This window comes from Mycobacterium sp. C31M, assembly GCF_053345865.1.
The window spans coordinates 246,650-260,591 of record NZ_JBKFAX010000009.1; the positions used below are offsets into that span (position 1 = coordinate 246,650).

The following is a 13,942-nucleotide window of genomic DNA, read 5'->3' on the forward strand; positions in this document are numbered from 1 at the left end:
TTGGGTATGCGGCCCGCGGCACGAATGCCGCAGCTGACCGGTCGGAGCCGAGTCCTGATCGGTGTCGCGGTTGCGTTTGTCCTGTTGTTGTTGGTGGGGCCGCAGTTCCTCGACCGCTATGTCGACTGGCTGTTCCTCGGTGAGCTCGGCTACCGGTCGGTGTTCACGACGGTGTGGCTCACCCGGATCGCGCTGTTCTTCGCGGTCGGCATCTTCATCGGGCTCGTCGTCTTCGCCGGGTTGACGTTGGCGTACCGCACCCGGCCGGTTTTTGTGCCTACGGCCGGACCCAACGATCCGGTGGCCCGCTACCGCACCACCGTGATGAGCCGACTGCGGCTGTTCGGAATCGGCGTCCCGGTCGTCATCGGGTTGTTCGCCGGTGTGATCGCGCAGACCCAATGGGCACCGGTGCAGCTCTTCCTCAACGGCGGCGAGTTCGGGGTCACCGACCCGCAGTTCGGCATCGACCTCGGCTTCTACGCGTTCGATCTGCCGTTCTACCGGATGGCGCTGACGTGGGCCTTCGCCGCGGTGTTCCTGGCGTTTGCGGCAAACCTGCTCGGCCACTATCTGTTCGGCGGTATCCGGTTGGCCGGGCGCTCCGGTGCGCTCAGCCGCGCCGCCCGCATCCAGCTGATCGCGCTGGCCGGCACCCTGGTCCTGCTCAAGGCCGTCGCCTACTGGCTGGACCGCTACGAACTGCTGAGCAACACCCGCGCCGGTAAGCCGTTCACCGGCGCCGGCTACACCGATATCAACGCGGTGCTGCCCGCCAAGCTGATCCTGCTGGCCATCGCGGTCATCTGCGCGGTCGCGGTGTTCTCCGCGCTGGTCCTGCGTGACCTGCGCATCCCGGCCATCGGGCTGGTGCTGCTGCTGCTGTCGTCGCTGGTGGTGGGTGCCGGCTGGCCGCTGATCGTCGAGCAGTTCAGCGTCAAACCCAATGCGGCGCAGAAGGAAAGCGAATACATCAACCGAAGTATCACCGCCACGCGGGATGCCTACGGGCTGACCGATCAGACGGTGACCTACCGCAACTATGGCGGCGATGCCAACGCGACGGCCCAGCAGGTGTCCTCCGACACGGCGACGACGTCGAACATCCGGTTGCTCGACCCGACCATCGTCAGTCCGGCGTTCACGCAGTTCCAGCAGGGCAAGAACTTCTACAACTTCCCCGACCAGCTCGCGATGGATCGCTACGTCGGACCCGACGGCCAGATCCGCGATTATGTGGTGGCCGCTCGTGAGCTCAACCCGGATCGGTTGATCGACAACCAGCGCGACTGGATCAACCGGCACACCGTGTACACGCACGGCAACGGCTTCATCGCCTCGCCGGCCAACACGGTGCGCGGGATCGCCAACGACCCCAACCAGAACGGTGGCTACCCGGAGTTCCTGTCCAGCGTCGTCGGTGCCAACGGCAGCGTCGTGTCGCCCGGACCGGCGCCGCTGGATCAGCCCCGGGTCTACTTCGGTCCGGTGATCGCCGGCGCCCCCGACGATTACGCGATCGTCGGCAAGGTGGGCGACGTCGACCGTGAGTACGACTACGAGACCAATACCGAAACCAAGAACTACACCTATCAGGGCAGCGGCGGTGTGCCCGTCGGCAACTGGTTCACCCGCGCGGTGTTCGCCGCCAAGTTCGCCGAGCGGAACTTTCTGCTGTCCAACGTGATCGGCGAGAACAGCAAGATCCTGTTCAACCGTGATCCCGCCGAGCGGGTCAAGACGGTGGCGCCGTGGCTGGACACCGACAACAGCGTCTATCCGGCGATCGTCAACAAGCGGATGGTGTGGATCGTCGACGGTTACACCACGCTGAACAAGTACCCGTACTCGGAACTGACGACGCTGTCGAACGCGACCATCGACTCCAATGAGGTCGCCGGCAACCGGCTGCTGCTCGACAAGCAGGTGTCCTATATCCGCAACTCGGTCAAGGCCACCGTCGACGCCTACGACGGCACGGTGACGCTGTACGCGCAGGACGAGAGCGATCCGGTGCTCAAGGCGTGGATGTCGGTGTTCCCCGGTACCGTCAAGCCCAAGGCGGACATCTCCGAGGAGCTGCAGGCCCACCTGCGGTACCCGGAGGATCTGTTCAAGGTGCAGCGGCAGCTGCTGGCGAAGTACCACGTCGATGACCCGATCCGGTTCTTCACCAACGCCGACTTCTGGGATGTGCCACTGGATCCCAACCCGACGGCCAGCAGTTTCCAGCCGCCGTACTACATCGTGGCCAAGGACCAGGCCAAGCAGAACGGCGAACCGTCGTTCCAGCTGACCAGTGCGATGAACTGGATCCGGCGTGACTTCCTGGCCGCCTACATCAGTGCCAGTTCGGATCCCGACACCTACGGTCAGCTGACCGTGTTGACGGTTCCCGGTCAGGTCAACGGCCCGAAGCTGGCGTTCAACGCGATCAGCACCGACACCGCGGTCTCGACCGAGCTGGGTCAGATCGGCCGCGACGGCCAGAACCGGATCCGCTGGGGCAACCTGCTCACGCTGCCGATCGGCAACGGTGGCCTGCTCTACGTGGCGCCGATCTACGCGTCGCCGGGCACCAGCGATGCCGGCTCGACCTATCCGCGCCTGATCCGCGTGGCGATGATGTACAACGACAAGGTCGGCTACGGCCCGACGGTCCGTGACGCGCTGGACGAGATCTTCGGCGCCGGTGCGGGTGCGACGGCCACCGGTCCGGCTCCGGCGGACGGCCCAGCAGGTCGCCCGCAGGCGGCGCCCGCCAACGGTCAGCCCGGCGCGCAGCCGCCCGCTGCACCTCAGCAGGGCCGGGCACCGGCTCCGGCCGCGACTCCGGAACCGCCGGCCGCAGCGGTGCCGCCCGGTGGCCCGGTGACGCTGTCGGGTGCCAAGGCCGCTGCGCTGCAAGAGGTCAACGCGGCACTGGACAACATGGCTACCGCGCAGACCAGTGGTGACTTCGCCGAGTTCGGTGAGGCGCTGCAGCGGCTCGACGATGCGATGAACAAGTACCGCGAGGCCAACTAGCTCTACCCCATTGACTCTGCGCTCACGGCGCATTTGTGCGAGTGCGCGCAGCCGTGAGCGCAGAGTCAGTTTCGTTTTAGTCGGCTCCAAGAAGATCCCAAGTGGTCCGGGGGAGTGTGTGTGCAGTTGCACACCGCACTGCCCGAAAGGACCTCGAATGACCCTGGCCGAATCGGTCGACCGCGCCCATATGGCGGCCGTGTCGACGCTGCCCGACCACGTCAGCGCCCTGGTCGCGCTGCCCGGCGAGCCCGGCTACGAACGCGCCACCCCGTGGAACGTCGCGGTGCCGGTCCAGCCGGCCGCCGTGGTGTTCGCGACCTCCCCGCACCACATCGCCGAGGCCGTCCGGTTCGCCGCCAAGCATGGGCTCAAGGCGACCGTGCAGGCCACCGGGCACGGTGCCATCCCCGTCGGCTCCGACGCCGTGCTGATCCACACCGGCGCGATGACCGATGTCGCTGTCGATCCCACGAACCGGACCGCACGGGTGGCCGCCGGCGCGCGCTGGCAGCACGTGCTCGACGCCGCCGCACCGCACCGCCTCGCCGGACTGTGCGGCTCGTCACCCGGGGTCGGCGTGGTCGGCTACCTCACCGGCGGTGGGGTCGGCCCATTGGTGCGCAGCGTGGGGATCTCCGCCGATCACGTGCGGTCCTTCGATCTGGTGACCGGCACGGGGGAGTATCTGCGCGTGACACCGCAGAACCATGCCGACCTGTTCTGGGGGCTGCGGGGTGGCAAGTCCACCCTCGGTATCGTCGCCGCAGTCGAGATCGAACTGCTGTCGATCGCCGAATTCTACGGTGGGGCACTCTATTTCGACGGAGCGGACGCACCCGAGGTGTTACGGGCGTGGGCGCAGTGGCACACCGGCCTGCCGGAAAACATCAACACCTCCATCGCGTTCCAGCAGCTGCCGCCATTGCCCGGGGTGCCCGAACCGCTGGCCGGTCGACTGACGGTGTCGGTGCGTTACACCGCGCTCGACGATTTCGACGAGGCCGCAGCGCTTCTCGCTCCGATCCGTGAGGCGGCGACCCCGCTGCTCGACACCGTCGGTGTGCTGCCGTATTCGGCGATCGGTGCGGTGCACGCCGACCCCGTCGACCCGATGCCGTGCTTAGAGGAGCAGACCCTGTTGCGCGACTTCGGTTCTGAGGCTGTCGATATCCTGCTCGCCGCGGCCGGGCCGGGCTCCGGATCGGTGCAGACCATTGTCGAGGTGCGCATGCTGGGCGGTGCCATGGCCCGCCAGGCACCACACCGCAGCGCCTTCTGCCACCGCAACGCCAAGTACGCGGTGACCATCATCGGCGTGCCGATGTGCCCCGACGCGGCGCTGGTGCCGGCTCAGGCCGGGGCGCTGACCCGCGCGCTGGCACCGTGGGCGACCGGTGGGCTGCTGCCGAACTTCGCACCCTCATCCGACGCTGCCCGGATGGCACGGGTGTACGACGAGGACACCCGGCACTGGCTGGCGGCCCTCGCCGATCGATATGACCCCGACGGTGTCCTCAATACCGGTCAGGTCGTCCGGTTCGGAACGTAAAAACCCGCACTGACCATACGATTTGGAGCTTCTCTCACCCCTTCGGTAACGTTGTGTTCACCGACGCGGGGTGGAGCAGCTCGGTAGCTCGCTGGGCTCATAACCCAGAGGTCGCAGGTTCGAATCCTGTCCCCGCTACTACAGGGAATGGCCCCCGGAGATTTCTCCGGGGGCCATTTTCGCATCTGGACCAAACCTCTCGATTCCGATTCGCCGCCGGAGCCCCGCGGCGGCATGGAAGAATCGCCACGCACTCTTTCTGATCGCAACAAGGGCCGCCGAACGACGCCTGCGGCGTGCGGGGACGCGCCGGCGTGGTGGGGGCACCCACACTGCCGAGGAGACGATGTTGTCCATCGCAGACCTGTTGAGCCGCGAACGCGCTGTGGCGCCCGAGGGATGGAGCCGATGGCTGGTGCCGCCGGCGGCGCTGTCTATCCACCTGGCCATCGGCAGCGTCTATTCCTGGAGCGTGTTCAAACTGCCGCTGCAGGACACCCTGGGCGTCTCCGGTGTCGTCAGCGCGCTGCCGTTCACCTTCGGGATCGTTGTCCTGGGCCTGGCGGCCGCGTTGTTCGGCACCGCCGTGGACAGCCGCGGTCCGCGCTGGGCGATGGCGATGTCGACGCTGTTCTTCTGCACCGGACTGCTGATCTCGGCAGCGGCCGCCGCGCTGGGCTGGATGTGGTTGGTGGTGCTCGGCTACGGCGTGATCGGCGGTATCGGACTCGGCATCGGCTACATCTCCCCGGTGTCGACGCTGATGAAGTGGTTCCCGGACCGGCCGGGAATGGCAACGGGTTTCGCGATCATGGGATTCGGCGGCGGCGCGCTGATCGCCTCGCCGTGGTCATCGCAACTGATGCGCTGGTTCGGCACCGACGAACCCGGACTCGCCAAGACGTTCCTGGTGATGGGCCTCGTCTACGCGGTGTTCATGACGATGGGTGTCTTCCTGGTACGCACGCCACCGCCCAACATGTCGGTGCATCAGGTCGAAGCGCGGACATCCGCCGGGCGTCATCACCCGGCCGGCCCGGACCGCACCGCCAACGAGGCGGTGCGCACCCCGCAGTTCTGGCTGCTGTGGGTGGTGTTGTGCTTCAACGTGACCGCGGGAATCGGCATCCTGGAACGCGCCGCACCGATCTTCAGCGACTATTTCCCTGACGCGACATCGGCCGAGGCGCTCGCGGCAGCGGCGGCCGGCTTCGTCGCGGTGCTGTCGTTGGCCAACTCGATAGGCCGGATCATGTGGTCGTCTCTGTCGGATGTATTGGGCCGCAAGAACATGTACCGGATCTATCTCGGCCTCGGCGCACTGTTCTATCTGGTGCTGATCCTGGTCGACACCAGCAAGCCGGTGTTCCTGTTTGCCTGCATCCTGGTGCTGTCCTTCTACGGGGCCGGCTTCGCCACCGTGCCCGCGTATCTGCGGGATCTGTTCGGCTACAAGCAGGTCGGCGCCATTCACGGTCGACTGCTCACCGCATGGTCGACCGCCGGTGTGCTCGGCCCGCTGATCGTCAATGCCATCGCTGACCACCAGATCGCTGCAGGGGTCACCGGACCGGACCGCTACCGGCTGTCGTTCAGCATCATGATCGGTCTGCTGCTCATCGCGTTCGTCTGCAACGAACTGATCCGCACGCCGAAGCCGCCCACCACTGAGCCCGCACTGCAAGGGAGTACACATGGACGAGCGTAAATCGCAGAATCTCACGCTCGCGGTCATCGGCTGGCTGTGGGTGGGTATCCCGTTATGCTATGGCCTGGTTCAGTTGGTGCTGAAGATCCCGGCACTGTTCACCGGCTAGCGTCAGCCCCCGCAGATCACCTTCGGTATCGGGTCGTACACCACGGTGTGCGACTCACTGCGCGTCTGTCCGGTGGCGATCTCGGTCAACGTGCGGGTGTCGGTGATGGTGAACCCCGAACCGCCACCGCTGGCGCTGCACGCCTCCCCGGCGGGAATCGTGATCGTCGGCGGGCTGGTGGGGCGGCTGCGCGCGCTCTGCGCCGAGGTCACCTCGTAACGCTTGATGCCGACGATCCGAACCATGATCGAACTGGAGGTCCACTCGGTCTGGATCTGCACCGAGGTGGGCCCGTCGTTGCGGAACTTGACGTCCAGCACGTCACCGAACACCGTCGCCTCCCGGCCCGCCGGGTAGCGACTGATGTAGTAACTGTGTTCGTGGTGCTCGATGTCTTCCATACCGGCGAAATAGGCCGCATTGAACAGCGTGGTGGCCACCTGCGAGACACCGCCACCGACCCCGCGGGCCGGCCTGCCGCGCTCGATGATACCGGCCTCGACGTACCCGGCCGCGGCGTTGCGTGGATTGGTTGCGCCGTTGAGGCTGAACGTTTCTCCCGGACGCACGACGATCCCGTTGATCTGTTCGGCGGCGCGTCGGATGTTGCGGCCGGAGTCTCCGGCGAAACCGCCCGTCTGGAACTCACCGATGACCTGCACCGGGCCGAGCGCGCCGAGATCCTCGACGGTGACTTCGGCATCCTCGGCGACGTAGACCGCATCGATATCGCGGTCCTCGGTCTGCTCCAACACCGTGAGCAGATCACCCAAGGTGTCCGAGTAATCCACCCGTCGACCGTCCTGCGCGGACGCCAAAACCGGTGGGGTGACGGCGAAGTCGATATCGGCGTCGCGGACCGGAACCTCCGATGCGGCCAGTTGTGGGCGCAGGGCGTCGACGATCACGTTCTCGTCGAGCTCGGGCTCCAGCCCGTCGCCGGTGGCGCGGAAACTCAGGGCGGTGGCGATGACGTCGGTGGAGATGACCGCACGCGCGCCGGCGTCACCGTTGACCGTGACCGGACCTGACACCGCGGGGTCGGCGATCGCGGTCAGCGCCTCCTCGACGTCGGCGCTGGTGGTCTCGGGCGCGATCTCCACCACCGGCAGGTCCAGCGTCTCGCCGAGCGCCCATTCGCGGATGACCAGATCCGCCGCGGCCGGCATGTCCAGCCGTTGCCCCGATTCCGGATCCGAGGCCACCGGTTCGCCGTCCACGAATACGATCGCCCCCTCGACTGGATCTTCGGCGATCTGCGCGCCGAGATCATCCAGCGTCGCGGAAAGGGCCTGATCGTCGGCCGACGTGACCAGTCCGATCGGGGTCTTGACGAAAAACGACATGACCCGGGTGATCGGATTCAGAGGTTGGCCACCGGACTGTTCGACCGTGGCACGCAGATCTGGGGTGAGGCCCACCGCACCCGGGTCCACGACGGCGTCGAGTGTCCCCAGCGTCACCGGAACCGGGCGCTGCGTTCGTGGCGTGATCTCCGCGCGCAGGCGCTGCTCAGCGGCCTCGTGGGTGAGTCCGCCGATCGGCACACCGGCCGCGGTGACACCGCGCGGCACCTTGGACGAGGTGGTGATCAGGTCCGCGGCGTACAGCGCTCCCAGCAGCACAATCGGGAACCCCAGGCCCAGCAGCAACCGCCGATGACGACGAAGCCCGGCGATGCCGGAGTCCGTGCGCTGCTCATGAGCCATTGATAGCTGAACCCCACACCGTCAGGCCGGTATTCCCGCGGGCGCCCGCAGTTCGGCGAAGTTCACCACCAAACCCTACCTGCGCAGACACGCTCGCGCCGGTGTCGTCAGCCGAAGCTGATCAACACCACGCCGGCCAACACGGCGGTGGCGGCGATGGCACGCCGGCCGCCGAGTCGCTCACCGAGGAACATCGCGCCGATCAAGACCCCGAAAATGATGCTGGTCTCGCGCAGCGCCGCGATGGCTGCCAGGACGCCGCTGGTCTGCGCCCACAGCACGATCGAGTAGGCCGTCAGTGAGATCACCCCGCCGGTGATGCCCGCGGGGGCGGATTCGCGCAGCGCCGGTCCCAGCCGTCCGCGCCGACGGATCGCCGCGAGCAGGACCAGCGGTGGACCTTGGAGCAGGAACATCCACCCGATGTAGGCCGTCAGCGGCGCCTGCTGCACACCCAACCCGTCGACGACGGTGTAGGCGGCGATGGTCAGACCCGTCAGGAAAGCCGCCGCCAGCGCCGGCACGTCGCGACGGGCCGGCCGGCCACCGACGAACACCAGCGCGATCAGGCCGGCCGAGATCGTCAGGACACCGGCCAGCTCGGCGGGTGGCAGGTCGTTGCCCAGCACCACCAGCGATATCAGCGCCACCACCCACGGTGACGTGCCGCGCGCCAGCGGGTACATCTGGCTGAACTCACCGAGTTGGTAGCTCTTGAGCAGCAGCAGGTTGTAGACGATGTGCAGCGCGGCGGACGCGATGATGAACGGCCAGGCCCCGGCCGGCGGGAATCCCGCCACCACCGCCAGGACTCCGCCACCGACGGTATCCACCGCGCCGATCAGTGCGAAACCCACCAGCTGGTCACGGACACTGTGCGCCAACGAGTTCCAGATAGCGTGTAACAGCGCCGCCAGCAGCACCGCGGCAGTGACGACAGGGGTCATCCCAGGACCTTCCTGGTGACGCGGGCGCGCGTCACCGAAGATCCTCCAGGCTTTTATCCGGTCAGATGACCGCAGGCTGTTCGGAACCCACGGTGGCGTCGCTCGGACCAGTCGCGCGTGAACGCCGGAACCCTAGACGCTGTCGAATGCGACCCTACACCGCCGGTTCTGCCGAGCAGCGGACAACCGGGGCGGCGTGGACAAGGATGATCTTGTACTTCGGCCGTCGAGGAAAGGGTGCCGCGATGTTGATCATGCGCAGGATCGTGCTGGGACTGGCTGTGGCGGCCGGCGCCGCGGCAGTGGCGACATCGGCCCCCGCCGCGGCCGAGCCGCCACCCAACTGCACCGCCGCTGACCTGGCCGGTGTGGCCGGTGGCGTGACGATCTCGACCTCGGCCTACCTGTTCACGCACCCCGAGGTGAACACGTTCCTCACGGGGTTGGAGGGGTTGCCCCCGGAACAGACGCGTGAGCGGGCGCACGACTACATGGAGGCCAACCCCCAGGTCGCCGCCGAGCTACGCGGTATCCGTCAGCCGCTGACCGATTTCCGGGCACGGTGCGGTATGACGGCGCCGCTTCAGCACGATGTGCTGGGCTGAGATGAGAATCGCGTTTGTGCGCACCGTGATGGTGGCGATCGTCATCGCCGGGGGTGCGGGTGTCACGGTCGTCGCGCCGGCGGGTGCGTCGGTCTGTGGGTCCATCGGCGGCAACCACGTCAACGTTTCCGGTTGCACCGATCCGTTCGGGTACCTCGACAGCGCGCTGCCGTCCCCACCGCCGCCGCCCCCACCGCTGGGTGCGCCGCCACCACCACCCCCGCCCGCCTACGTCCCGCCACCGCCGGCGCCGAACGTCAACGTGTGTGCCAACTTCGGCAGGCGGATCAGCGTCACGGGGTGCGTGTGACCGCGGCGTCACTGCCTGGGTGAGGTAGTTGTGTAGGTGTGACCGAGGATTCCGTTGCACCAGATCGTGTGCGCCGACGATGGCCACGGGTTGTCACCGGCGTGGTCGCAGCGCTCGCCGTGGCACTCGGAATTGCCACTGCGGCCGCACAATACGGACTGCCCTGGTGGAAGGGGGACCGCAACCACAATCATGAGTTCGGTGGTCTGCGTTACCAGGTGCACCTGCCGCCGCAGTACGACGGCGGGACCGCGCTGCCGGTCGTGATGGCCATCCATGGTTGCGGGATGACCGGATACGGCTGGAACTCGATGAAGTCGACGACCCAGTTCAACACGGTGGCCGACCGGGAAGGCTTCATCGTGGTCTATCCGACCCAGCGGATGTTCCGGGATCTGCTGAACTGCTGGGAATCCGGCGACCCTCGGCAGCAGCACCGCAACGCTGGGGAGCCGGCTCTGTTGGCAGGGGTGGCCCGGCAGGTCATCGATGAATACGGCGCCGACGCCGACCGCGTGCACGTCGTGGGTGCCTCCTCGGGTGCGGGGACCGCGGTGATCCTGGGCGCGACCTATCCGGATGTGTTCGCCACCGTCACGTCGGTGGCCGGTGGGGAGTACGGCCTCAACCAGGTCGATCCCGACCACCCGGACGGCACGCCACCGCAGTACACGGCACGGCAGGCGTGGGCGCAGATGGGCGAACGTGCCCGGCCCGTGCCGCTGCTGGTCATCCAGGGCACGGACGACACCGTGGTGCCGCCCCTGGTGGCGACCCGGCTCATCGAACATTGGTCGGCGGTCCACGACTTGGTCGACGACGGGCTGCTCAACGACAGCCTCGGGCTGGTCGAGGCCACGGACGAGGTGCCCGCCGCCGACGGGCGCCACCCGTACACGCATACTGCGCTGCGGCACCCGGACGGGTTGGTCGCCATCGAGAGCTATCTCGTCGAGGGGATGGGGCATACCTACTCCGGCCCCGCGGCCGAGGGTTTGTTCACCGACCGGTCGGGACCCGATGTGAGCTCTATCGCTTGGGATTTCGCGAAGCGGCACGCATTGAAATGATGTGTGCGGAAAGGATCAGTTCTGTGTTCACCATCGAGGTACCCACCCTGGCCATTGCCGGCTCCGCGGAACGCTTTCCCGTCCGCAGGGTGTACTGCGTGGGTCGCAACTATGCCGAGCACGCTCGGGAGATGGGTGCCGACCCGGACCGTGAACCGCCGTTCTTCTTCACCAAACCGGCTGACGCGGTGTTCACCGTGGCGCAGGGCTATCAGGGCGGCGCGGCGCACAGGCTGCCGTACCCACGGCAGACCGAGAAGCTGCACCACGAGATCGAACTCGTCGTCGCGCTCGGTACCGGCGGCGCCGATATCGACCCCGACCAAGCCCTGCAACATGTTTGGGGCTACGGCGTCGGCGTCGACCTCACCCGCCGCGACCTGCAGGACACGGCGAAGCAGACCCGCCGCCCCTGGGATCTGTCCAAGGGCTTTGATGCCTCCGGTCCCGTCTCGGAGCTGGTGCCCGCCGAGACGGTGGATCCCGGCAGTGGCCGGATCTGGATCACCGTCGACGACGAGTTACGCCAGCAGGGCGATCTGGCCGACCAGATCTGGCCGGTGGCCGATGTGATCGCGCATCTGTCGCGGTCGGTTACCCTGGCGCCCGGGGATCTCATCATGACAGGGACACCTGCGGGGGTGGGGCCGATCGCACGCGGGCAACAGGTCCGCGGTGGGATCGACGCGGTGGGGGAGTTGTCGTTCGTGGTCGACTGAGCAAGCAGACCGTCGACGAGCGACCCCAAACCGTCACCCGCCACGGCGTGTCAGCGGCACAACACGGCCGCTCGCGGCTCTCAACCAGGCCGGTTCACCGTCCGCTCGGTCATCCCGCGCCGCTCGTCGGCCCACGAGTCGACCAGCTTTCGGGCACCCTCGACGGACATCGGCCCCCACCACTGGTCGTCGGGATGCACCACCACGACCGGCGCATGGTTGCACGGGAACAGGCACCCACTCTGCGTCACCAGGATGTCATCGTCACCGAGCTCCCGTTGGCGCAGTTGGTCGTTCAAGGCGGCGGCGGTTTCGGCCGAACCTCGCGCCGTGCAACGCGGTCCGCGGCACACCAGCACATGGCGTCCGTGTCTGGGAACGTCATCCCACGCCGGCGAGGACAGTCCGGCCTCGGTGCCGGTGACCGAGCCACCCGGGACACTGATGTCGAGTACACCCGGGTTTGCCCGCACCCAATGGCCCGCGATACGGCGCAGCCAGGATCGGGCCGGTGCCGGGCCACCCAAACTGGGTACTGCGACCAGCCTGACCTCGGTACCGGGAGTGACGGACGCGATGTCGTCGAGCACGTCCAGCAGTGACGGGGTCCCCAACTGCAGATACGCGATGCGGGCCTCGACCTGTTCGGCGAGCACCAGCAGGTCGGTATTGGCGGTGGGGGCGTCGATACCGAGACCGACGAGAACAAGCTGCTGGGTGCGCACTGCGGCGGGCTCCCTTCTCGGGGAGTTCCGCCCCGTCACTCGAAAGGTGCGACAGGGCCGAGTATCTGACTCACGAAGCGGGCTTCGTTCACAGTGGCGGTACCGTGCCGGAATCGCACCGGGCTTCCTCTGGCCGCATCGCGGGTGACCCGAACAGTAGCAGTCCGCTAGGCGACAGCTTCCACGGAAACGGCCGGCGCGCACGACGCGCAGTCCGAGTAATCGATGTCGATATGGCCGCAGGTCGTGCAGATGAAAGGAATCACGGTGGCACCTTCCGCGTTGTTGTGCGGCGCCCCGTTGCGCCCGATGCCTGCCTGTACCCGGCTGTCCGCTGATCCAAACTGTCAGTAATCCCAGACGGCCGGGATGAACCGGAACGCACCGCCCGCGACCGCCACATGGCACACCGACGGGAACGGCAGATGGGTGGCCACCAGCTGTTCGCCGCTAGCAGCCAGATCGGTCAGCAACTTGATCCGCACCCGTGTCGACTCCTCGGGGTCGTGCTCGAAACCGTTCTGCCACTCCGGCTTGTCGAATGCCGGCTGGAAGACGGCGTCGCCGGCGAAAGTGAGTGCCTCACCGCGGGATTCGATGCGCACGACGCTGTGACCGGGGGTGTGGCCACCGGTGCGGCGCAGCAATACCCCCGGCGCGACCTCGTACTCCTGCTCGAAGGTCCGCAGCTGGCCACGGTAGAGGTCCAGGAACTGGGCGGCGGTGCGGCGCAGCACCGGGGGGATCGGCGCGGGCATCACGGTGTGGCTGAAGTCGGGTGTACCCCAGAACTCCGCCTCGGCCGTCGCGACATGCACCCGCAGGTCGGGCCGCAGCTTGTTGCGCAGTCCGTCCACCAGCAGGCCACCGATATGGTCCATGTGCAGGTGGGTGAGCACTACATCGGTCACCGACGAGGGTTCGATGCCCGCCGCGACCAGTCGCATACCCAGCTGCCCCGCGCGCGGGAAGTCGGGAAACTCGGTGCCCAGCCCCGAGTCGATCAGGATGGTCTTGCCGCCGCTGCGCACCACGGCCACGTTCAGCGGCCAGTCCAGGATCTCCGGCGGCAGAAAATTCTCCTTGAGCCAGGCCGCATATTCGGTCGGTTCGGCGTTGGTGGCCATCGTCGATGCGGTAATGGGCAGTACTCCGTCGCTGATCACCATCACGTCGATGTCGCCGACCTGCAGCGCGTACCGGGACGGCACCAATTCATCGAGGCCCCGTTCGACCCGGGTGAGGTTGTCCACGCTCATATTCGTCTCCTGACGTCGGCGAAGGTGCGGGCTGCTCCTTCTGACCGGTCGAACGCATGGCTTTCTCGTGAGTCATCCCACACCCGCAAAATGGTTCTGACCTCTAGCTGTACTGACCTGAGAGGTTAGGTACGCGGCTGGCGGGTGGTTGACCCTTGAGTGCAGTGTGGCCGCGGTGATGATTGTAGGTGTGTAGCCAGCG

12 protein-coding genes and 1 tRNA gene are annotated in these 13,942 nt (G+C 67.1%); 9 read left to right on the forward strand and 4 right to left on the reverse strand.

Features of this window, described 5'->3' with window-relative positions; translation table 11 throughout:
• The 5 genes from ACLBYA_RS16000 to ACLBYA_RS16020 all read left to right on the forward strand — a co-directional run bounded on the left by ACLBYA_RS16000 (nucleotide 1) and on the right by ACLBYA_RS16020 (nucleotide 6,396).
• Nucleotides 1-3,027 (forward strand): UPF0182 family protein, encoded by a 3,027-nt coding sequence (locus tag ACLBYA_RS16000; RefSeq protein WP_447710386.1) that lies wholly within the window; start codon nucleotides 1-3, stop codon nucleotides 3,025-3,027.
• Nucleotides 3,028-3,184: 157 nt separating this feature from the next.
• Entirely contained in the window at nucleotides 3,185-4,579 is a 1,395-nt protein-coding gene (locus tag ACLBYA_RS16005) for an FAD-binding oxidoreductase (RefSeq protein WP_447710387.1), read from the forward strand.
• A gap of 64 nt (nucleotides 4,580-4,643) precedes the next feature.
• Nucleotides 4,644-4,717, forward strand: a tRNA-Met gene (locus ACLBYA_RS16010).
• A gap of 208 nt (nucleotides 4,718-4,925) precedes the next feature.
• Nucleotides 4,926-6,287 carry an L-lactate MFS transporter gene (locus tag ACLBYA_RS16015; protein ID WP_447710388.1) on the forward strand — a complete coding sequence of 454 codons (1,362 nt, stop codon included), beginning with the start codon at nucleotides 4,926-4,928 and terminating at the stop codon, nucleotides 6,285-6,287.
• Complete coding sequence (locus tag ACLBYA_RS16020) at nucleotides 6,274-6,396, forward strand: MFS transporter small subunit (protein ID WP_447710389.1); 123 nt, start codon at nucleotides 6,274-6,276, stop codon at nucleotides 6,394-6,396. The genes ACLBYA_RS16015 and ACLBYA_RS16020 overlap by 14 nt, the downstream gene beginning before the upstream one ends.
• Before the next feature lie 2 nt (nucleotides 6,397-6,398).
• Here the strand turns inward: ACLBYA_RS16020 and ACLBYA_RS16025 are convergent, their stop codons facing one another.
• Both ACLBYA_RS16025 and ACLBYA_RS16030 read right to left on the reverse strand, forming a co-directional pair.
• Nucleotides 6,399-8,105 (reverse strand): VanW family protein, encoded by a 1,707-nt coding sequence (locus ACLBYA_RS16025; RefSeq protein WP_447710390.1) that lies wholly within the window; start codon nucleotides 8,103-8,105, stop codon nucleotides 6,399-6,401.
• Between the two features lie 107 nt (nucleotides 8,106-8,212).
• Nucleotides 8,213-9,052, reverse strand: a complete 840-nt coding sequence (locus ACLBYA_RS16030) for an EamA family transporter (protein ID WP_447710391.1) — start codon at nucleotides 9,050-9,052, stop codon at nucleotides 8,213-8,215.
• A 245-nt stretch (nucleotides 9,053-9,297) separates the two neighbouring features.
• On the opposite strand from ACLBYA_RS16030, the gene ACLBYA_RS16035 reads away from it, so the two are divergent.
• The 4 genes from ACLBYA_RS16035 to ACLBYA_RS16050 all read left to right on the forward strand — a co-directional run bounded on the left by ACLBYA_RS16035 (nucleotide 9,298) and on the right by ACLBYA_RS16050 (nucleotide 11,756).
• The gene (locus ACLBYA_RS16035; protein ID WP_447710420.1) at nucleotides 9,298-9,657 is read left to right on the forward strand and encodes a heme-binding protein; all 360 of its coding nucleotides are present in this window, start codon (nucleotides 9,298-9,300) and stop codon (nucleotides 9,655-9,657) included.
• Nucleotide 9,658: 1 nt separating this feature from the next.
• The gene (locus ACLBYA_RS16040) at nucleotides 9,659-9,967 is read left to right on the forward strand and encodes an RNA-binding protein (protein WP_447710392.1); all 309 of its coding nucleotides are present in this window, start codon (nucleotides 9,659-9,661) and stop codon (nucleotides 9,965-9,967) included.
• Nucleotides 9,968-10,068: 101 nt separating this feature from the next.
• Entirely contained in the window at nucleotides 10,069-11,037 is a 969-nt protein-coding gene (locus tag ACLBYA_RS16045) for an extracellular catalytic domain type 1 short-chain-length polyhydroxyalkanoate depolymerase (protein WP_447710393.1), read from the forward strand.
• A gap of 23 nt (nucleotides 11,038-11,060) precedes the next feature.
• Complete coding sequence (locus ACLBYA_RS16050; RefSeq protein ID WP_447710394.1) at nucleotides 11,061-11,756, forward strand: fumarylacetoacetate hydrolase family protein; 696 nt, start codon at nucleotides 11,061-11,063, stop codon at nucleotides 11,754-11,756.
• An 80-nt stretch (nucleotides 11,757-11,836) separates the two neighbouring features.
• Here ACLBYA_RS16050 and ACLBYA_RS16055 read toward each other — a convergent pair whose 3' ends face one another.
• Both ACLBYA_RS16055 and ACLBYA_RS16060 read right to left on the reverse strand, forming a co-directional pair.
• Complete coding sequence (locus tag ACLBYA_RS16055; protein WP_447710395.1) at nucleotides 11,837-12,481, reverse strand: (2Fe-2S) ferredoxin domain-containing protein; 645 nt, start codon at nucleotides 12,479-12,481, stop codon at nucleotides 11,837-11,839.
• A gap of 347 nt (nucleotides 12,482-12,828) precedes the next feature.
• Nucleotides 12,829-13,740 carry an MBL fold metallo-hydrolase gene (locus ACLBYA_RS16060; protein WP_447710396.1) on the reverse strand — a complete coding sequence of 304 codons (912 nt, stop codon included), beginning with the start codon at nucleotides 13,738-13,740 and terminating at the stop codon, nucleotides 12,829-12,831.
• Nucleotides 13,741-13,942 lie beyond the last annotated feature (202 nt).